Raw genomic sequence first — 17,944 nt, 5'->3', positions numbered from 1 at the left:
TTGCAGAGGTTTCGCGCGCCTCTGAAATTTGGGCCGCAGCGGATGTCGGCAGGCGACAAAAAAGGCCTCCCGAAGGAGGCCTTTTCCACGTCGCTTTAGCGCGACCGCCGATCAGATCACGAAGAAATCGGCAGCGGTCATCTTGAGATTCTTGGAGAGCGTGGCGATGGCCACGGCCTTGCCGGCGCCGTTGCCGTCCGCATCGTAATAAAGAACGCCCGCCTTCTTGTCGTAGATGACGTAATCGTCCTTGTCCTTGGCCTGGCTGCCAACAGTGAAGAACTTCTTGTTGAGCTTGCCCGGGCTTTCGAAAACGCCCTTGCCGAGCTTCCTGAAGATCGCGTTGTCCAGGTAGATCGAGTCGTCCTTCACGTTGAAGTCGGTGATCTTGTCCACGTTCGCGCTCGATGCCTTCGTGTCGAAGACGAAGACATCCTTGCCCGCGCCGCCTGCCAGTGCGTCCTTGCCGAGACCACCATAGATGGTGTCGTCGCCGGCGCCGCCGTTGATGGTGTTGGCGCCGGAATTGCCGAGCAGCGTGTTGTTGAGTTCGTTGCCGGTCAGCTTAATCGCAGAGGAGCCCGCGGCGGTCAGATGTTCGACATAGGCGTCCAGGGTGTAGCTGACGCTGGTGAACACCTTGTCGTCCGAACCGCCCTTGGCGGTTTCGAGAACCCGGTCACCGGCATTGTCGACATAATAGATGTCGTTGCCGTTGCCGCCTTCCATCGTATCGGCGCCGCCTTTGCCGTCGATGATGTTCCCCGCGTCGTTGCCGATGATGAGGTTGTTGTAGCTGTTGGCCGTCAGGCTTAACGGAGCCGTTCCCGCAACCGCCTTCAGAACCTCGATTTCAGCGCCGCTCAAGACGAGGGAGATGCTGGTGATGACGGTGTCATAGCCGTTGCCGGCGGCCTCGATAACCACGTCACCGAGGTCATCGACCATATAGGTGTCGTTACCGGCCTGACCCTGCATGTTGTCGGCACCCGTGCCGCCATCCAGCGTATCGTTGCCTGCGCCCGCGTAAAGGCCGTCGTTGCCCGCGCCGGCCTGGATGAGGTTATCCTTGCTGTCACCCGTCAGGAAGTCGGCGTAAGCGGAGCCGATCATGTTCTCGAAGTTGGAGTACTTGTCGCCGACGGAATCGACGCCGTTGCTGCCATCGCCGCCACCCGCCAGGAGGCTGGCCTGGACGCCGGCGGTGGCCGTGACGAAGGAGAGCGTGTCGATGCCGTCGCCGCCATCGAGCGTGTCCCCTCCGGCCCCGCCGATGATGGTGTCGTCGCCGGCGCCGCCCGAGATCGAGTTCTTCCCCGCATCGCCCACGAGAAGGTCGTTGAAGCGCGAGCCCTCGATGCCCTCGATCGAGATGAACTTATCGCCAGCAGCCTCGCCTTTATTGGCGGCCGCATTGCCGAGATAGACTTCGACGGCAGCCGTCGCATTCCGGTAGGAGGCGACGTCGATGTCCAGCGGGTCGCCGTCAGATCCATTGAGCGTGTCGGCACCGAGGCCGCCGATGAGGATGTCGCTGCCCTTGCCACCGATCAACATGTTGTCGGATGCGTTGCCGATAAGCGTGTCGGCAAATGCCGAGCCCGTGAGCCCCTCGATCGAGTCATAGGTTGCGTCCTTGGCCCAACCGGTCTGGATCCCGGCAAACGCGTTGTCGAGGCTGGCCACAAGGCCCAGGATCTTGGGCGTGGTCGCTGTCGCCGGTGCATCCTCATAGGAGATAATGTCGAATTGGGCGGCAGTGCCGACATGGTCCTGTCCGGCCTCAGTCGCCTTCTGGGTCACTTCAACCAGGTCTGCGAAAGCAGAAGAAATCTTAAGCGAACGTGTTGTCATCGTAGTCCTCAGGTATTGCTTTGCATATGCAAAGGCAGTTGCGTCGTTATGTGCAGATCGGGATCAGGTTTGATTATCTGGTCGCAACAGATCTGTTATGCGATCCGGCAAGTTCAGTCGGATGGATCGCGGAATTGTAAAAATACGGGCACATGAGAAGTTATTCTGCGCTGAACGTCTGAAGCCGTGCCATCCAGCGACCCAGAGCAACCTCGAATGTCCGGACAAAGTCCGAATCAGTTATGCCCATATATTATTACGTAACGTTTAACACCCCTTGCAGGCATCCTGAAGGGGTGTTGCATCAAAATAATGTTGCGCCATTGCGAAAAGACAAGTGCTGCAGCGCACATGCCTTGACGAATGAGGGCATTGGCTGATTTCGGCCGGTGGGACAGGGCAACCCGAGGGCGCGATCTGTTGCCCGGCGGCACTTTGCAATCGACAGGAGAAACCTGGAGCGCATAACCTCAGGCTCTCGAGTCCGAGATCCTTTCCCCAAGGCCGCAGGGCCGTCCTCGCCAGATTTCTCATGAACGCAAATCTTCTTGCCGGTCTCGCGCCGCCCCTGTTCGTCGTCATCTGGGCCACGGGCTTCATCGTTGCGCGCGTGATCCCGCCTTACGCCGAACCGCTGACGTTTCTCTTCGTGCGCTATGTCCTCGCCGTCGTGGTGCTGGCCGGGGTCGCGATTGCCGGTGGCGCGTCCTGGCCCAGGAGCGCGCGCGACTGGCGCAACGGCTTGATCGCCGGGGTTCTGCTCCATGGGTTCTATCTCGGCGGGGTCTTCTGGGCCGTGAAGAACGGATTACCGGCGGGGATCGCCGCGCTGGTGGCAGGGCTGCAGCCGCTCGTCACGGGGCTCTTGGCCGGGCCCTTGCTAGGGGAGCAGGTGACGGGCCGTCGTTGGGCGGGGATCGGCATCGGCTTTCTCGGCGCGTCGCTGGTCCTGCTGCCGAAACTGGGCGGCGAAGTCCCGCCTGCCGCGCTTGGGGTTGCCTTTCTCGCCATGTTCTCGATCACGTTCGGCACGATCTGGCAGAAGCGCACCGGCGGCGCGCTCGATCTGCGCGTCAACGCGGTCATTCAATATCTGGGGGCTGCCGCGGTCACCCTGCCGATCATGCTTCTGACGGAGCAGGGGCGGATGGACCTCACGTGGCCGCTTCTGGGAGCGCTCGCCTGGGCGGTGCTTGGCCTCTCCATCGGTGCGATCGGCTTGCTTCTTTTTCTCATCCGCCAAGGTGCAGTCGTCGGCGTCGCGACGCTGCTTTACCTCGTTCCGCCGGTTGCGGCGCTGATGGCTTTCGCCATTTTCGGCGAGACCCTGAGCCTGATCCAGATCGCCGGAATGGCCTGCGCCGCGCTCGGCGTCGCGGTCGCGAGCCGGGGCTAGAGCATGGCCAGAACAAGTGGAAACCGGTTGTTCGCCAAGCTCTAGTCGCGGCGAAAAAAAGCCCCAGGCGCGAGGCGCTGGGGCTCTTGGGAAAGATCGGAATTATTTGGTGATTTTCACGGAAACGGGGTCGCTGGCGGGAAAGGATTCCTCAGAGGCTTCATCAAGTCTGCGATCCAAAGCCTCCTTCGAGTTCGCCGGCAGTTTTTTATCCCTGGCATTGTTCTTCTGGCGTGAATCGGTCTGATTTTGTTGCTTATTCTTCATACAATCTCTCCTGACGGGGCCCAACGCGCGCCCCCTTTGGAAAGAAACGCCTCGGGTGAAGCTTCGATCCCCGAAAGGCTGGCAAAAGAGGCGGCGCGGGTCGCGGCAAAGCGCGCGATCCCGAGCCGCCGGGAGCGTCAAAGATTTAATTCAACCGCACCCCTTCGGGAGCAGCCTCCGCGGTCTTGCCGACGGTGACCTCGCCGATCATCAGGCCCATGGGGCCAAGATGAACGGACACGGTCTCGCCGTCCTTGACCTCGCCGGAGAGGATGAGTTCCGCCAGCGAGTCCTGGACGTTCTTCTGGATCACGCGCTTCAAGGGCCGCGCGCCATAGGCCGGGTCGTAGCCCTTGTCGGCGAGCCAGTCGCGCGCTTGTACATCGACCTCCAGGGTGATCTTGCGTTCGTCCAAGAGCTTCTGCAGCCGCTTGAGCTGGATGTCGACGATCGCACCCATTTCCGACCGTTTCAGCCGGTGGAACAGGATGATCTCGTCCACGCGGTTGAGGAATTCCGGCCGGAAATGCGAGCGCACCACCGCCATGACCTCGCCGCGCACCGCGTCCGAATCCTCGCCCTCGTGCTGGGCCACGAGATATTCCGAGCCGAGATTGGAGGTCATGATGATGAGCGTGTTGCGGAAGTCCACGGTGCGGCCCTGGCCGTCCGTGAGGCGTCCGTCGTCGAGCACTTGCAAAAGCACGTTGAACACGTCCGGATGCGCCTTTTCGATCTCGTCGAAGAGCACCACCTGATAGGGCCTGCGGCGGACCGCTTCGGTGAGCGCGCCGCCTTCCTCATAGCCCACATAGCCCGGAGGCGCGCCGATGAGGCGGGCGACCGAATGCTTCTCCATGTATTCCGACATGTCGATGCGCACGAGCGCGTTGTCGTCATCGAACAGGAAGCCCGCGAGAGCCTTCGTCAGCTCGGTCTTGCCGACTCCCGTGGGGCCGAGGAACATGAACGAACCCATCGGGCGGTTCGGGTCCTGCAGGCCCGCGCGGGCGCGGCGCACGGCGGTCGAGACCGCCTCCACCGCTTCGCGCTGGCCGACGACGCGCTTAGCCAGTTCCTCCTCCATGTGGAGCAGCTTCTCGCGCTCGCCTTCGAGCATCTTGTCGACGGGCACGCCGGTCCAGCGGGAGACGACCTGCGCCACGTGGTCGGGCGTCACCGCCTCTTCCATCAGGCCGGAACCGTTTTCCGCGCCTTCGGTCTCGGCGAGTTCCTTCTCCAGTTGCGGAATGATGCCGTAGGCCAGTTCGCCCGCGCGCTGGTACTGCCCCTGACGCTGGGCGGAGGCGAGTTCGTTGCGCGCATCCTCGAGCTTCTTCTTCAGCGCGGCGGCGCGGCCGAGCTTGTCCTTCTCGGATTTCCAGCGCGTGGTGATGGCGTCCGAGCGCTCCTCCAGATCGGCGAGTTCCTTTTCGAGCCGCTGAAGCCGGTCCTTGGAAGCGGCGTCGGTCTCTTTCTTCAGAGCCTCCGCCTCGATCTTCAGGCGCACGATCTCGCGATCGATGGAATCGAGTTCCTCCGGCTTCGAATCCACCTGCATGCGCAGGCGCGACGAGGCCTCGTCCACGAGGTCGATGGCCTTGTCCGGCAGGAAGCGGTCGGTGATGTAGCGGTTCGACAAGGTCGCCGCCGCGACAAGCGCGCTATCGGTGATGCGCACGCCGTGATGCTGCTCGTACTTCTCCTTCAAGCCGCGCAGGATCGACACCGTGTCTTCCACGGTAGGCTCACTGACGAAAACCGGCTGGAATCTGCGGGCGAGCGCCGCGTCCTTCTCCACATGCTTGCGGTACTCATCGAGCGTGGTCGCGCCGACGCAGTGCAACTCGCCACGGGCGAGAGCGGGTTTCAGGAGGTTCGAGGCATCCATCGCGCCGTCGGCTTTGCCCGCGCCGACAAGGGTGTGCATCTCGTCGATGAAGAGGATGATGCCGCCTTCCGCCGCCGTGACTTCGTTGAGCACGGCCTTCAGGCGCTCCTCGAACTCGCCGCGATATTTCGCGCCCGCGATCAGCGAGCCCATGTCGAGGGCAAGCAATTGCTTGTCCTTCAAGCTTTCGGGCACGTCGCCATCGACGATGCGCAAGGCGAGCCCTTCGACGATGGCGGTCTTGCCGACGCCGGGTTCGCCGATAAGCACGGGGTTGTTCTTCGTGCGCCGCGACAGAACCTGGATCGTGCGGCGGATTTCCTCGTCGCGGCCGATCACGGGGTCGAGTTTGCCCTCGCGGGCCGCTTCCGTAAGGTCGCGGGCGTATTTCTTCAGCGCATCATAGGCGTTTTCCGCCGTCGCGTTGTCGGCGGTGCGGCCCTTGCGCAGCGCATTGATTGCGGCGTTGAGCGATTGCGGCGTGACACCGGCCTGCGCGAGGATTTTTCCCGCTTCCGAGTCCTTGTCGACGGCAAGCGCGAGCAGCATCCGCTCGACGGTGACGAAGGAATCGCCCGCCTTTTCAGCGGCGCTTTCGGCAGAATCGAAAAAGCGCATCAGTTCGCGCGTCGCCTGCGGCTGGGCCGCGGCGCCGGACACTTTCGGCTGTTTGGCGAGCCATTGCTCGACCGCGGCGTGAGCCTCGCGGGAGCGGCCGCCGGCGCGGTCGATCAGACCGGCGCAAAGACCCTCAGGGTCGTCGAGCAGCACCTTCAAAAGATGGCCGGGAGCCAATTGCGGGTGGCCTTCCCGCATGGCGAGGTTCTGCGCGGCCTGCACGAAACCACGGGCGCGCTCGGTGTATTTTTCGAAATTCATGTCTCATCCCTTCTCGGGTTCGCCCGCCCTCACATGAGGCGCAAACATACCCTGCGATGCCGGACCCTCGTATGAGGCATCCGCTGAACCTTAGTTGGTGGAGCCAATCGGTCACAACAAGGGGGAGGAACCGCCTTGGCTCGCTGACATTGACCCTTCGATCGATAACGGAGATCAGCATGGCACGCGACCCGCGATCGGAAGCCGAAAAGGCCCGCGCCGACCTGGCCCGCAACGACGCCCTCGGCATGGCCGTGCCCGAAAGTCCGGCGGAACGCGGCCCCTCAGTGACGCCGGAGACCTTTGGAGACACGACCGAAAAGGCGAAGCTCGAAGAGGACCTCGAACAGAGCCGCGAGGCCTTCGAGATCGAGCGCGATGACGGCGATTCGACGGGGACGGGTACGATTCCGAAAAGCGGGATCGTTCCGGTCTGGCCGGAAGGGGAAGAGCGACCCCCGGGCTCCGATGAGGATGTGCTCTCCCGCGCGAAGGAATAGACGCCCGTTCTTGCCCAGCGCGGGCGACGATTCTAACAATGTGGCATGAACATCCGCATCGCCGCGCTCCACCGCTACCCGGTCAAGAGCCTCTCGCCTGAACCCCTTTCCTCCGCCGAGCTGAAGGCTGGCCACCATTTTCCCGGCGACCGCGTTTTCGCCATCGAGAACGGCCCGTCTGGGTTCGATCCGGAAAATCCGGTCCACCAGCCCAAGGACAAGTTTTTGGTGCTGATGCGCCATGCGGACCTGGCCCGGCTGAAAACCCGCTATCTCGATGAGACGACGACGCTGGTGATCGAGGAAGGCGGGCGAGAGGTGGCGCGCGGCGACCTCTCGACCGGGGAGGGGCGTCTTGCCATCGAAGCCTTCATCCGCCGCTTCATGCCGAAGGCATTGCGCGGCGCGCTGAAAATTCTAACCGCCCCAGACGGGTTGCGGTTCACGGATTCGCGGCGCGGCTTCGTCTCTATCATCAACCTCGCCAGCGTGCAGGCGCTGGAAAACGCGCTAGGCGCGCCCGTTGATCCCTTACGTTTCCGGGGCAACCTTCATGTGGAAGGTCTCGCGCCCTGGCAGGAATTCGACCTCGTCGACAAGGTTCTGGCGACGCCCTCAGGCGTGCGGCTGAGGATCACCAAGCGAATCGAGAGGTGCGCCGCGACCAATGTCGATCCCGCCACCGGCCTGCGAGACATGCAAATCCCGAAAGGCCTGATGCAGGCGTTCGGCCATGTGGATTGCGGCGTCTATGCCGAGGTTCTGTCGGGCGGCCGGATCGCCGAAGGCGACAGTTTCGCGCCCGAACAAGCGGCCCTCGCCCTCGCATCATCGGGCAAGCAATAAAAAAGGGAGAGCGATGCTCTCCCTTCGTGTTTTCGCAGACGCTTCCGGCCTTATTCGGCGGCCGGCGTCTTGACGTCATCCGCCGCGAAGCCAGCCTTTGCGCGGGCCGCTTCCTCCATTTCCTGGCGGGTGCGCCGACGGCGGCGAGGGCGAACCTCAGCCTCATCGGTCGCCGCTTCCTGAGGTGCCGGAGCCGGAGCCTTTTCCTCGATCTCGACCGGGGCCGGGGTGCGAACCGGGTTGGTCAGGAACGCCGGCAGGCCAGCGGTATCGGCGACTTCACCCTCATCGCGGCGACGGTCCCGACGAAAATCGCCGCGGCCGGCACGCTCGGGGCGATCCGCACGCTCGGGGCGTTCTCCACGCTCGGGGCGATCCGCACGCTCGGGGCGTTCTCCACGCTCGGGGCGATCCGCACGCTCGGGACGGTCGCCACGCTCGGGACGATCCGCCCGTTCGGTGCGTTCTCCACGTTCGGGACGATCCGCGCGTTCGGGGCGGTCTCCGCGCTCGGGCCGATCCCCGCGTTCGGGGCGATCGCCACGTTCAGCGCGCTCATAGGGCTGGTCGTCGCGCTGGAAATCCTGACGGGGGCCGCGATCACGCTGGAAGCGCTCGCGACGATCCTGGCGTTCACCGCGTTCGGGGCGCTCCCCACGTTCAGGCCGATCACCGCGTTCGCCACGCTCAGGCCGATCTCCGCGGTCACCGCGCTCCTGGCGGTCGCCACGGTCGAAGCGAGACGAACGCTCACCATCCTGGCGCGCCTCGTAGGGCTGCGGCTGGGAGCCGAAATCGTTGTCGTCGCCGCCGAAGCCCTGGCGCTCGCCCTGGGCAAAGCCCTCGTCGTCGCCGTCCTCGTCGAAGGGCCGCTGCTGATAACCGTATTGCTCGCGCAGCTGCTCTTGGGCCGCGGCGATGATGCGGAAATAGTGCTCGGCGTGCTGGAAATAGTTCTCCGCCGCCACGGGGTCGCCGCTCGCCTGAGCGTCGCGGGCAAGCTGGCTGTATTTCTCGGCGATATGCTGAGCGGTGCCCCGGATTTTCACGTCCGGACCGTTCGACTCATAACTCCGGGTCAGAGGGTTCGGACCCTTGTTATTGTTGTTGCGGCTGCGACCGCGCATACGCCTGTTCTGTCCTGGTCTCATTCTGGTCTACGACCCTCGCTGGTTCTTTAAAGCCCACGCGATGCAAGCCAATGTTCACCGAACGGGCTTATCGCCCACCGTTCGCGTGGCAACCGTCTGTCGTTCAGCCATAGCTTTTGAAAGGCCTGGCCATCCTTCAGTGTCGGGTTCAGATGATCGCGCTCAGCTGTTCAAAAAGCCCCTGCCTGCGCGATTGATATCGTTTGGTCTTCCGGCATGCTCCCTCAAACGGGGACTACCGATTTGTTTAGACCGAGGACGATCTCTGATTTGAATCTAGCTGGTTCCGCTCGGTCCAACAAGCGATATTTCAGCCTTTTCCCTATGGGGCGAAGAGAAGTTATCCCCTGTGATCATGTCCGTTTAAGGGCGACGCAACGCGGATTACCGGAGAGATCGTGCACGATCCTCAGGACGTCAAGGGCGCGATCCGCGGCCAAACGCTGCAACGCGTCTGCCTGATCATAGCCGATTTCCAGCACCAGCAGGCCGCCGGGCTTCAACAGGCGCGCGGCATCGGCGAGGATGACCCGGTAGGCATCGAGCCCGTCAGTCCCGCCGTCGAGGGCGAGAGCCGGGTCGTAGTCCCGCACCTCCCGGTCGAGCCCCAGGACGACCGACGAGGCGATGTAGGGCGGGTTGGAGACGACGAGGTCGAATCGCCCGGCGAGCGCGCTGGCCCAGTCGGAGACGGCGATCAGCGACCGCTCCCCGACGCCATTGCGCTCCGCATTGGACCGCGCCGTGCGGGCCGCGTTGAAGGAGCGGTCGACTCCGATCCCCCTGGCCCGGGGCAATTCATAGAGGAGGGCCGTGAGGATACAGCCTGATCCGGTGCCGAGATCGGCGATGGTCAACGCGGCCTGATGGTCGGGGAGGAGCTGAAGCGCCGTTTCCACCACGGTTTCCGTGTCCGGCCGGGGCACGAGCGTGTCGTCCGACAAGGTGAAGGGCAGGCCCCAGAATTCGCGCTCCCCGATGATCCGTGCCACGGGCTCGTGGGCGAGGCGGCGGCTCGTGTAGGCCGCGATCTTGCCCGCCTGCTCCTCCGTCAGGAGGGTATCGGGGCGCGTGATCAGATTCGTCGCCGAAATGTCGAGCGCCGCCAGCACGAGCAGCCGCGCATCGAGCGCCGCGTTCTCGAAACCGGCGTCGGTCAGGGTGCGGCGCAACTGCCGAAGCGCCTGGTCACGGGTGGCGAGCGGGTCGCTCAAGCCGCCTTGCCCCGCCGATAGCGTTCCAGCCGCTCTTCCAGCGTACCCGTATGCAGCTCGAACAAATGGTTGTCGTGGTCGTAGAAATAGAGCGAATGGCCCTCGCCTTCGACCCGGGGGCGGGATTCCCGGAGGGTCAGGCCGAGTTTTTCGATCCGCGCGCGGTACACGTCGACATCCGTGGCGGCGATCTTGAAGGCGATGTGGTTGTAGGTTCGATTGGGGAGGCTCTCGCCCTCCATGATCGCGACCCAATGGCCGCCGACGATGAAGAATTTTTCGCGCGACAGGGAAAAAGTGTCGTCCCCGGAGGCGTAGACCTCGCGGCCGTCGAGCACCTGCTCAATGATCGTGCTCATGCGGGCGAGGTCGCTGGTGATCAGGGTGATGTGGCTCAAAGCCTCGATCATGCCGCCTCGTCCTGTGCCGCGAGCTGGGCTGCCTGATGCTCGGTCACAAGGGCGTCGATCAACTCGTCGAGGGCGTTGCCGCTCATGACCTCTTCGAGTTTGTACAGGGTCAGGTTGATCCGGTGGTCGGTCACCCTTCCTTGCGGAAAGTTATAGGTGCGGATGCGCTCGGAGCGATCACCGGAGCCGACCTGGGACTTGCGGTCCGCGGCGCGAGCCGCGTCCTTGGCGCTGCGCTCGGCGTCGTAGAGCCGCGCGCGCAGCAGGGCGAGCGCGCGGGCGCGGTTCTTGTGCTGGGATCGCTCGTCCTGCACGAAGACCACCGTACCGGTCGGAATATGGGTGATGCGGATCGCCGATTCGGTCTTGTTGACGTGCTGACCGCCCGCGCCTTGGGCGCGCATGGTGTCGATCTTCAGATCCGCGTCGTTGATCGCGATATCGACATCCTGCGCTTCCGGTAGCACGGCGACCGTGGCGGCGGACGTGTGGATTCGCCCTTGCGTTTCGGTGTTCGGCACGCGCTGGACCCGGTGCACGCCGCTCTCGAATTTCAGGCGGGCGAAGACACCCCGTCCTTTGACCTCGGCAACGATTTCCTTGTAGCCGCCCGCCGTCCCCTCGCTCTCGGAGACGATCTCGACCTTCCAACCCTTCAGGTCGGCGTAGCGGGCATACATGCGAAACAGGTCGCCGGCGAAGAGGGCCGCCTCGTCGCCGCCGGTACCGGCGCGGATTTCGAGGATGGCGCTTTTCTCGTCCGCTTCGTCCTTGGGCAGGAGAATGAGGCGCAGGTCCTGCGCTGCCTTCTCCACCTCTTCACGCGCCTGGGGCAGCTCGTCGGCGACGAGCGCGCGCATTTCGGAATCGGTCGCGGGATCGTCCAGAAGGGCCTGCAGGCCGTTCAGATTCTCTTCCATGGCGTGATAGGCACGAATCGCCCCTACCACGTCGTCGAGTTCCGACAATTCCCGCGACAGGGCGACGAAGGTCTCGGGGTCCGGACCAGCGTTCAGGGTCGCCGTGATGATGTCATGGCGGGCGAGAATGGCGTTCAGTCGTTCAGAAGGCGGGGCAATCGACATCAGATCGGAATACCATGGGTTTCCGCAAAACGGGCGAGCTTCGGGCGCAAGCTATCGCCGCCCCCGGCATGTTCCAGCTCCTCCCTGATAAAGGCGCCGACCTTCTCCGCGTCAAGGGCCAGCAGCATCGCCTTGACCGGGCCGATCGAGGCCGGGGACATGGAGAGCGAGCGGAAGCCGAGCCCGATCAAGGCCATGGCTTCGAGCGGACGCCCGCCGATCTCGCCGCAAACGGTTGCGAGGCAGTTGGAGGCGTTAGCCTGCTCCGCGACAAGGCTCAGCGCCCGCAGCATCGGAGCGCTCAGGGGGTCGAAACGGTCGGCCACGCGCCGGTTTTCCCGGTCGATGGCGAAGAGGAACTGCATCAGGTCGTTGGAACCCACGGAGACGAAATCGGCGCTGGCGCAGATTTCCTTGAGCTGGAACAGGAGGGAGGGGACCTCCAGCATCACCCCGAGCTTCAGATCGGAGGGATGGGCGTGCCCGTGGCGGGAGAGGTGGTTGCGTTCCCGCTGGACCAGTTCCTTGGCGCGGAAAAACTCGTCGCAGGTGGCGACCATGGGGAACATGATCTTCAGGGGCCGCTCACCCGCCGCCTTCAGAAGCGCGCGAATCTGCGCGCGCAAGAGGCCGGGACGGTCGAGGCCGATGCGGATGGCACGCCAACCGAGAGCCGGATTCTCCTCCTCGACGGCCTGCATGTAAGGCAGAACCTTGTCGCCGCCGATATCGAGGGTGCGGAAGGTAATGGGCAGATCGCCCGCCGCCGCGAAGACCGCGCTGTAGAGGGATTGCTGCTCGGTCGCCGTCGGCATGCGCTCGGCGATCATGAATTGCAGTTCGGTACGGAACAGCCCGACGCCGGCGGCCCCCGTCTCCCCGAGATGCGGCAGGTCGACCAGCAGGCCCGCATTGAGCTGGAGCGTCACCTCGACCCCGTCCTTGGTGACGGAGGGCACGTCGCGCAGCTTGAGATATTGCTCCTGACGCCGTGCCCGAAGGCGCGCCTTTTCGGCATAGGCCGCTTCCACGTCCGGGCTCGGGCGCACCTGCACCTCGCCCGCCGCGCCGTCGACGATGATGGCGTCGCCCTGCTCGGTGAGGGAGGCGATGTTCGCCACCTCGCCCACGGCGGGGATGCCCAGCGCCCGGGCGACGATGGCGATATGGCTCGTCGGGCCGCCCTCCTCGAGCACGAGGCCGCGCAGACGCGAGCGGTCGTAATCGAGGAGCGCCGCCGGGCCCATGGACCGGGCGACGAGAATCGCGTTTTCGGGCAGCAACCCCCGCTCCACCACGAGGTCGCGACCCACCAGCCGATGCAGCAGACGGTTGGCGAGATCGTCGAGATCGTGCAGGCGCTCGCGCAAGTAAGGGTCGGTCTGGCGCATCATCCGCGCCCGGTTATCCGACTGCACCCGCTCCACGGCGGCCTCGGCGGTGAGGCCCGAGGTGACGGCTTCGCGCATGCGGCGCAGCCAGCCCTGGTCGTGGGCGAACATGCGGAAGGTCTCCAAAACCTCCCGGTGCTCGCCGTGATGGGCCACGTCGCCTCGTTCGATCAGCTCGTCGATGGAGGTGCGCACTTCGGCGATCGCGTCATCAAGCCGGTGCAATTCCGATTCGACATTCTCGGCGATGAGGTTCTTCACGACCACGCGAGGTTCGTGAAGCACCACATGGCCGAGGCCGACGCCGTCGGCGAGGGCGGTGCCCTTCTGGTGGAACGGGCGGCGAAGCGCAATTCCGGTCTCGACGGGGGCGAGCGCTTGTAATTCGCCCGTGGCGATCAGCTCCGCCAGCACCATCGCGGTGGTCTGGAGCGCCTCGATTTCCTCTTCCGCGTAGACCCGGTAGGTGCGGTTCTGAACGACCAGGACCCCCAGGGTATTGCCCGCGCGCAAGAGAGGCACGCCAAGGAAGGCGTGGTATATCTCCTCGCCCGTCTCCGGCTTGTAGGAGAAGGCCGGGTGGCTCTGGGCGTCCGAGAGGGCGAGGGGCTCCGCGGTCGATGCGATCAGGCCCACGAGGCCTTCGCCGGAACGCATGACGGTATGGTGGACCGCTTCCCGGTTCAAACCCTCGGTTGCGAACAGCTCAAGGACGCCGTCGCCGCGCATGACGTAGACGGAGCACACCTCGGCCACCATGTTGGCGGCGATCTGGATCACGATTTTGTCGAGGCGATCCTGCGCTCCGACCGGCTCCGCCATGATCTCGCGGAGGCGGCGCAGCAGAAGGCGCGGACCGCCGGGAGCGCTTGGCATGAGCTTCGTGTCCCGTCCTTAATAAAGCCGACGAGTCAACCGGCGGCTGTCCTAGAGTTGTCGCAGCCTCACCGACGAGCCGTCAATCAGCTTTGATCAAGGCCGTATAGCGAGTGGAGCGTGCGGACGGCAAGCTCCGTGTAGGCGGAGTCGATCAGAACCGAGAACTTAATCTCCGAGGTCGTAATGGCCCGGATGTTGATGCCCTTGTCCGCCAAAGCCTTGAAAGCCTTGGCCGCCACGCCCGCATGGCTGCGCATGCCGACCCCGATGGCGGAGACTTTCACCACGTCGGTCGCGCCCTGAAGGTCCTTGAACTCGATCTCGCCCTTATGCTCGTTCAGGACGGAGCAGGCGCGTTCGTAATCGGCGGTCGGGACCGTGAAGGTCAGGTCCGTGGTGGTGGTATCGTCCGACACAACCTGGATGATCATGTCCACATTGATGTTGGCCTCGGCCAGCGGCACGAAAATCGAGGCGGCGATACCGGGTTTGTCGGCTACATTCCGCAGCGTAATCTGGGCTTCGTCGCGCGAATAGGCGATGCCGGTGACAACCTGCTGTTCCATGATGTCTTCCTCGTCGCAGATGAGGGTGCCGAGCTTGGGATCGGCGGGATCGTCGAAGCTGGAGCGCACGTAGGTGGGGACGCGGTGCATCATGGCGAGCTCCACCGAGCGGACCTGAAGCACCTTGGCCCCCAGCGAGGCCATTTCCAGCATTTCCTCGTAGGATACTTTATCGAGACGCTTGGCCTTCGGCACGATGCGCGGATCGGTGGTGTAGACCCCGTCCACATCCGTGTAGATGTCGCAGCGCTCGGCCTGGATCGCGGCGGCCAGCGCCACGGCGCTGGTGTCCGAGCCACCGCGCCCGAGGGTCGTGATGCGCTGGGTCGGCTGGTGCACGCCCTGGAAGCCCGACACCACGGCCACTTCCTTGTCGCGCGTGAAGCCTTCCAGGATACCCGTGCCGTCGATGGCGGCGATTCGCGCCGAGCCATGGGCTTCCGAGGTCATGATCGGGATCTGCCAGCCCTGCCAGGAGCGGGCTTTCACGCCCATTTCCTGCAAGGCGAGGGCCAGAAGACCCGACGTCACCTGCTCGCCGGAGGCGACGACGACATCGTATTCCTTGGAATCGTAGCGCGCGGAGGCGTCCTTGACCCAGCCAACGAGCTCATTCGTCTTGCCGGACATGGCGGAGACGACGACGGCCACGTCATAGCCGGCGTCGGTCTCGCGTTTGACGTGTCGCGCCACATTACGGATGCGATCGACCGTGGCGACGGATGTACCGCCAAACTTCATGACGAGACGGGGCATGGGCGAAAAGGCCAAAGGTGAGAAGAAATTTTACCTCTTCGCCGGGGAGGCGAGGGCGGCGTATACATGACTGTGGGGTAGCGCGCTGTCAACGCGCGGTTTTTATTTCCCTCCCCCTTGCGGGGAGGGTGGCCGGAGCGTAGCGGGTGGGTACCCCGACCCTCCCCGCAAGGGGGAGGGAGCAGAGGAGCGCTTTCAATGACCGACGGCCCAGCCACGACCATCGACCCGGCGGAGGTCGCCCGTTTCGAGCGGATCGCCGAGACGTGGTGGGACCCGAAGGGGCCCATGAAGGTTTTGCACAAGTTCAATCCGGTGCGCCTCGCTTATATCCGCGACGAGGCCTGCCGCCGGTTCGGGCGCGATCCGCGTTCGGCGCGTTCGCTGGACGGACTGACGATCCTCGATGTGGGCTGCGGCGGCGGCGTGCTTTCAGAACCCTTGGGCCGCCTGGGAGCCAAGGTGACCGGTCTCGATCCCGCCCCCACCAACATCTCGGTTGCCCGGCTCCACGCGGAGCGGGCGGGTGTTCCGGTCGATTACCGCAACGAGACGGTCGAGGCGGTCGTCGCTCGGGGTGAAACCTTCGACATGGTGCTCGCCATGGAGGTGGTCGAGCATGTGGCCGACGTGCAGGCCTTCGTGAGCGCCTGCGGCCAGGCGGTGAAGCCCGGGGGCGTCCTCGCCATGGCGACGCTCAACCGGACCCTGCGGTCGTTCGCGCTCGCCATCGTCGGCGCGGAATACATTTTGGGCTGGCTGCCGAAGGGCACGCATGAATGGGACAGGTTCGTCACGCCGGACGAGTTGACGGAGGCTCTGCGGGTCGCAGGCTTTGCCGTCGACGACCTCAAGGGCGTGGTCTACAACCCCCTGCGGGGCGACTGGTCTCTGTCGGCTGACACCGCCGTCAACTACATGCTGCTGGCCGCGCGCGGCTGAAGCTGCTCGCGGGCCGCGAAGCGCAGGATCAGCCAGCCCGCGAACGCGGACACCACCGAGCCCGCGAGCACGCCGAGCTTGGTGGCGTCGGTCAGTTCGGGCCGGTCCGGGAACGCGAGCGCGCCGATGAACAGGCTCATGGTGAAGCCGATGCCGCACAGAAGCGCCACGCCGTAGCATTGCAGCCGGGACGCGCCCGCCGGCACGTCGGCGAGGTCGAAGCGAATCGCCAGCATCATGAAGGCGAAGACGCCGACCTGCTTGCCGACGAAGAGGCCGAGCGCGATGCCCAAGGGCAGCGGGTTCAGCAGGGTGCCGAACGACAGGCCCGCGAACGACACGCCCGCATTGGCGAAGCCGAAGATCGGGATGATGGCGTAAGCCACCCATTTCTGCAGCGAATGCTCCAGGCGATGCAGGGCTGAATCCTCGTCCTCGCGCCGTTGCTTGCCGAGCGGAATGGTCAGAGCCAGGGCGACGCCGGCGAGCGTAGCGTGGATGCCCGATTTCAGGACGAAGAACCACAGCAATGCGCCGAGAACGACATAGGGCGCGAGCATCGTCACGCCGGATCGGTTCAGTGCGACGAGGACTAGAATGCATAAGGCCGCCGCGCCGAGCATCGGCACAGCCAATTCGCCCGTGTAGAACAGCGCGATGATGATGATTGCGCCGAGATCGTCGAGGATGGCGAGCGCCGTCAGGAAGATCTTGAGAGAGGCCGGAATGCGCGATCCGAGGATCGCCAGGACGCCGAGGGCGAAGGCGATATCGGTGGCTGCCGGAATGGCCCAGCCTCGGACGAGGTCCGGATTATTCCAGGTGACGGCGAGATAGACGAGCGCCGGAACGATCATGCCGCCCAAGGCCGCGACGCCGGGCAGGACGCGCCTCGGCCACGTCGCGAGTTGGCCCTCGAGGAATTCGCGTTTGATCTCCAAGCCGACGAGCAGGAAGAATACGGCCATGAGGCCGTCGTTGATCCAGTGCTGAATGCTCAGGCCGAAGAGGTAGCTGTGCAGAGCGTCCGAATAGACGCCCGCAGCGGGTGAGTTCGCGACGACAAGAGCAAGGATCGTCACGCCCATCAGGATGATGCCGCCGGCGGCCTCGCTGGCGAAGAAACTGCGCATCAACGATTTCTGCCGGGGGTGCTTCGCGCTGGGATTCATTCGCCGCTCCTTTGCTCAGCTCCGGTCTTGGAGTTTGATACGATCCTGACGGACAACCGGATTCCACTTGCCCTGATCATGCTCTAAGGCGCATGACGCGGTTGCGAAAGGCTCAGCTTGTCGATTTCCAGCGGTGCAGGCGCGATCCGAGGATCGTGGACAGCGTGACGGGGCGATAGTCCCACACATCGACGCCGACATCGTATTGCCGCGTCTTGTGAGAGAGCCTGCCATGGCTATGGCCGTGCAGATCGATCCAACCCTTGCTCATGCTGTGCCAGGTCCGAAACGGATAATGGCAAAGCACCAGATCCCTGTCGTCGAGATGCAGTTCCGCATAGGCCTGCACGCTCGCCCATCCCTTTGCCGCAAGGGTCGTCGGGCCGTCGTTGTTGCCCGTGACGAGGTGTTTACGGCCATACAGGCGATCGAGCAGCTCGTCGATCCGCTCAAGGTTGTCGGCTCGCGCGAAATCGCCGAGGTGCCACACTTCATCGTCGGGCGACACCACTTCGTTCCAGTTCGCCAGAAGCGCTTCGTCGTGCTCGGGGATCGTCTTGAACGGGCGCTTGTCCACCCGCAACACACGCGGGTCGCCGAAATGGGTATCGCTGGTGAAGAAGACCGCCACGGCAATTCCCTCAGGAGACAATGCTTCGATTGATGAATGTAGGCTTCGAGGAAAGCCGGGCCATCGGGCATCAATCCGCCGAAAGGACGGAAAGACGTCGGAATGGCGAAGGAG

The 17,944-nt window shown here is 64.2% G+C and carries 15 protein-coding genes; 4 read left to right on the top strand and 11 right to left on the bottom strand.

Going from position 1 to position 17,944, the window contains the following annotated elements:
• Nucleotides 1–111: 111 nt before the first annotated feature.
• The gene (locus I2H38_RS05185) at nucleotides 112–1,854 is read right to left on the bottom strand and encodes a calcium-binding protein (protein WP_196270767.1); all 1,743 of its coding nucleotides are present in this window, start codon (nucleotides 1,852–1,854) and stop codon (nucleotides 112–114) included.
• 532 nt (nucleotides 1,855–2,386) lie between these two features.
• Here I2H38_RS05185 and I2H38_RS05180 point away from each other — a divergent pair.
• Nucleotides 2,387–3,250, top strand: a complete 864-nt coding sequence (locus I2H38_RS05180) for a DMT family transporter (protein WP_196270766.1) — start codon at nucleotides 2,387–2,389, stop codon at nucleotides 3,248–3,250.
• A 102-nt stretch (nucleotides 3,251–3,352) separates the two neighbouring features.
• Here the strand turns inward: I2H38_RS05180 and I2H38_RS05175 are convergent, their stop codons facing one another.
• Nucleotides 3,353–3,517, bottom strand: coding sequence for a hypothetical protein (locus I2H38_RS05175; RefSeq protein WP_196270765.1), 165 nt, complete (start codon nucleotides 3,515–3,517; stop codon nucleotides 3,353–3,355).
• 145 nt (nucleotides 3,518–3,662) lie between these two features.
• Nucleotides 3,663–6,287 (bottom strand): ATP-dependent chaperone ClpB, encoded by a 2,625-nt coding sequence (gene clpB / locus I2H38_RS05170; RefSeq protein ID WP_196270764.1) that lies wholly within the window; start codon nucleotides 6,285–6,287, stop codon nucleotides 3,663–3,665.
• A gap of 179 nt (nucleotides 6,288–6,466) precedes the next feature.
• Between clpB and I2H38_RS05165 the strand changes: the two genes are divergently transcribed.
• Nucleotides 6,467–6,787, top strand: coding sequence for a hypothetical protein (locus I2H38_RS05165; RefSeq protein ID WP_196270763.1), 321 nt, complete (start codon nucleotides 6,467–6,469; stop codon nucleotides 6,785–6,787).
• 45 nt (nucleotides 6,788–6,832) lie between these two features.
• A complete protein-coding gene (locus tag I2H38_RS05160) occupies nucleotides 6,833–7,633 on the top strand; it encodes an MOSC domain-containing protein (protein WP_196270762.1) in 801 nt (266 codons plus the stop codon).
• Between the two features lie 50 nt (nucleotides 7,634–7,683).
• Here I2H38_RS05160 and I2H38_RS05155 read toward each other — a convergent pair whose 3' ends face one another.
• From I2H38_RS05155 to I2H38_RS05130, 6 genes are all read right to left on the bottom strand, one after another.
• Entirely contained in the window at nucleotides 7,684–8,760 is a 1,077-nt protein-coding gene (locus I2H38_RS05155) for a DUF4167 domain-containing protein (protein ID WP_229426563.1), read from the bottom strand.
• 377 nt (nucleotides 8,761–9,137) lie between these two features.
• A complete protein-coding gene (gene prmC, locus I2H38_RS05150) occupies nucleotides 9,138–9,998 on the bottom strand; it encodes a peptide chain release factor N(5)-glutamine methyltransferase (RefSeq protein WP_196270760.1) in 861 nt (286 codons plus the stop codon).
• On the bottom strand, nucleotides 9,995–10,408 hold the full coding sequence (fosX, locus tag I2H38_RS05145) for a FosX/FosE/FosI family fosfomycin resistance hydrolase (protein ID WP_196270759.1): 414 nt from the start codon (nucleotides 10,406–10,408) through the stop codon (nucleotides 9,995–9,997). Before fosX ends, prmC begins: the two co-directional genes overlap by 4 nt.
• The gene (prfA, locus tag I2H38_RS05140) at nucleotides 10,405–11,493 is read right to left on the bottom strand and encodes a peptide chain release factor 1 (protein WP_196270758.1); all 1,089 of its coding nucleotides are present in this window, start codon (nucleotides 11,491–11,493) and stop codon (nucleotides 10,405–10,407) included. Before prfA ends, fosX begins: the two co-directional genes overlap by 4 nt.
• Nucleotides 11,493–13,760, bottom strand: coding sequence for a phosphoenolpyruvate--protein phosphotransferase (gene ptsP, locus I2H38_RS05135; protein ID WP_196270757.1), 2,268 nt, complete (start codon nucleotides 13,758–13,760; stop codon nucleotides 11,493–11,495). Before ptsP ends, prfA begins: the two co-directional genes overlap by 1 nt.
• An 86-nt stretch (nucleotides 13,761–13,846) precedes the next feature.
• Entirely contained in the window at nucleotides 13,847–15,085 is a 1,239-nt protein-coding gene (locus tag I2H38_RS05130; protein WP_196270756.1) for an aspartate kinase, read from the bottom strand.
• A 198-nt stretch (nucleotides 15,086–15,283) separates the two neighbouring features.
• Between I2H38_RS05130 and ubiG the strand changes: the two genes are divergently transcribed.
• On the top strand, nucleotides 15,284–16,027 hold the full coding sequence (gene ubiG / locus I2H38_RS05125) for a bifunctional 2-polyprenyl-6-hydroxyphenol methylase/3-demethylubiquinol 3-O-methyltransferase UbiG (protein WP_196270755.1): 744 nt from the start codon (nucleotides 15,284–15,286) through the stop codon (nucleotides 16,025–16,027).
• Here the strand turns inward: ubiG and nhaA are convergent.
• Together nhaA and I2H38_RS05115 are read right to left on the bottom strand one after the other, a co-directional pair.
• A complete protein-coding gene (gene nhaA / locus I2H38_RS05120; RefSeq protein ID WP_196270754.1) occupies nucleotides 16,000–17,199 on the bottom strand; it encodes a Na+/H+ antiporter NhaA in 1,200 nt (399 codons plus the stop codon). The genes ubiG and nhaA overlap by 28 nt on opposite strands.
• A gap of 112 nt (nucleotides 17,200–17,311) precedes the next feature.
• Complete coding sequence (locus I2H38_RS05115; protein ID WP_196270753.1) at nucleotides 17,312–17,830, bottom strand: metallophosphoesterase family protein; 519 nt, start codon at nucleotides 17,828–17,830, stop codon at nucleotides 17,312–17,314.
• Between the last annotated feature and the right edge of the window lie 114 nt (nucleotides 17,831–17,944).

The organism is Microvirga alba (assembly GCF_015694465.1).
Lineage (GTDB): Bacteria > Pseudomonadota > Alphaproteobacteria > Rhizobiales > Beijerinckiaceae > Microvirga > Microvirga alba.
Note: the sequence above shows the minus strand (reverse complement) of the source record. Positions and strands in the feature narration are given on the sequence as shown.

Bases quoted from the DNA above. Each gene is read 5' to 3' on its own strand.
- ptsP (WP_196270757.1), bottom strand. From the start codon at position 13,760: ATGCCAAGCGCTCCCGGCGGTCCGCGCCTTCTGCTGCGCCGCCTCCGC.
- I2H38_RS05185 (WP_196270767.1), bottom strand. From the start codon at position 1,854: ATGACAACACGTTCGCTTAAGATTTCTTCTGCTTTCGCAGACCTGGTT.
- I2H38_RS05180 (WP_196270766.1), top strand. From the start codon at position 2,387: ATGAACGCAAATCTTCTTGCCGGTCTCGCGCCGCCCCTGTTCGTCGTC.
- I2H38_RS05165 (WP_196270763.1), top strand. From the start codon at position 6,467: ATGGCACGCGACCCGCGATCGGAAGCCGAAAAGGCCCGCGCCGACCTG.
- prfA (WP_196270758.1), bottom strand. From the start codon at position 11,493: ATGTCGATTGCCCCGCCTTCTGAACGACTGAACGCCATTCTCGCCCGC.
- I2H38_RS05130 (WP_196270756.1), bottom strand. From the start codon at position 15,085: ATGCCCCGTCTCGTCATGAAGTTTGGCGGTACATCCGTCGCCACGGTC.
- ubiG (WP_196270755.1), top strand. From the start codon at position 15,284: ATGACCGACGGCCCAGCCACGACCATCGACCCGGCGGAGGTCGCCCGT.
- nhaA (WP_196270754.1), bottom strand. From the start codon at position 17,199: ATGAATCCCAGCGCGAAGCACCCCCGGCAGAAATCGTTGATGCGCAGT.
- I2H38_RS05155 (WP_229426563.1), bottom strand. From the start codon at position 8,760: ATGCGCGGTCGCAGCCGCAACAACAATAACAAGGGTCCGAACCCTCTG.
- I2H38_RS05160 (WP_196270762.1), top strand. From the start codon at position 6,833: ATGAACATCCGCATCGCCGCGCTCCACCGCTACCCGGTCAAGAGCCTC.
- clpB (WP_196270764.1), bottom strand. From the start codon at position 6,287: ATGAATTTCGAAAAATACACCGAGCGCGCCCGTGGTTTCGTGCAGGCC.
- I2H38_RS05175 (WP_196270765.1), bottom strand. From the start codon at position 3,517: ATGAAGAATAAGCAACAAAATCAGACCGATTCACGCCAGAAGAACAAT.
- fosX (WP_196270759.1), bottom strand. From the start codon at position 10,408: ATGATCGAGGCTTTGAGCCACATCACCCTGATCACCAGCGACCTCGCC.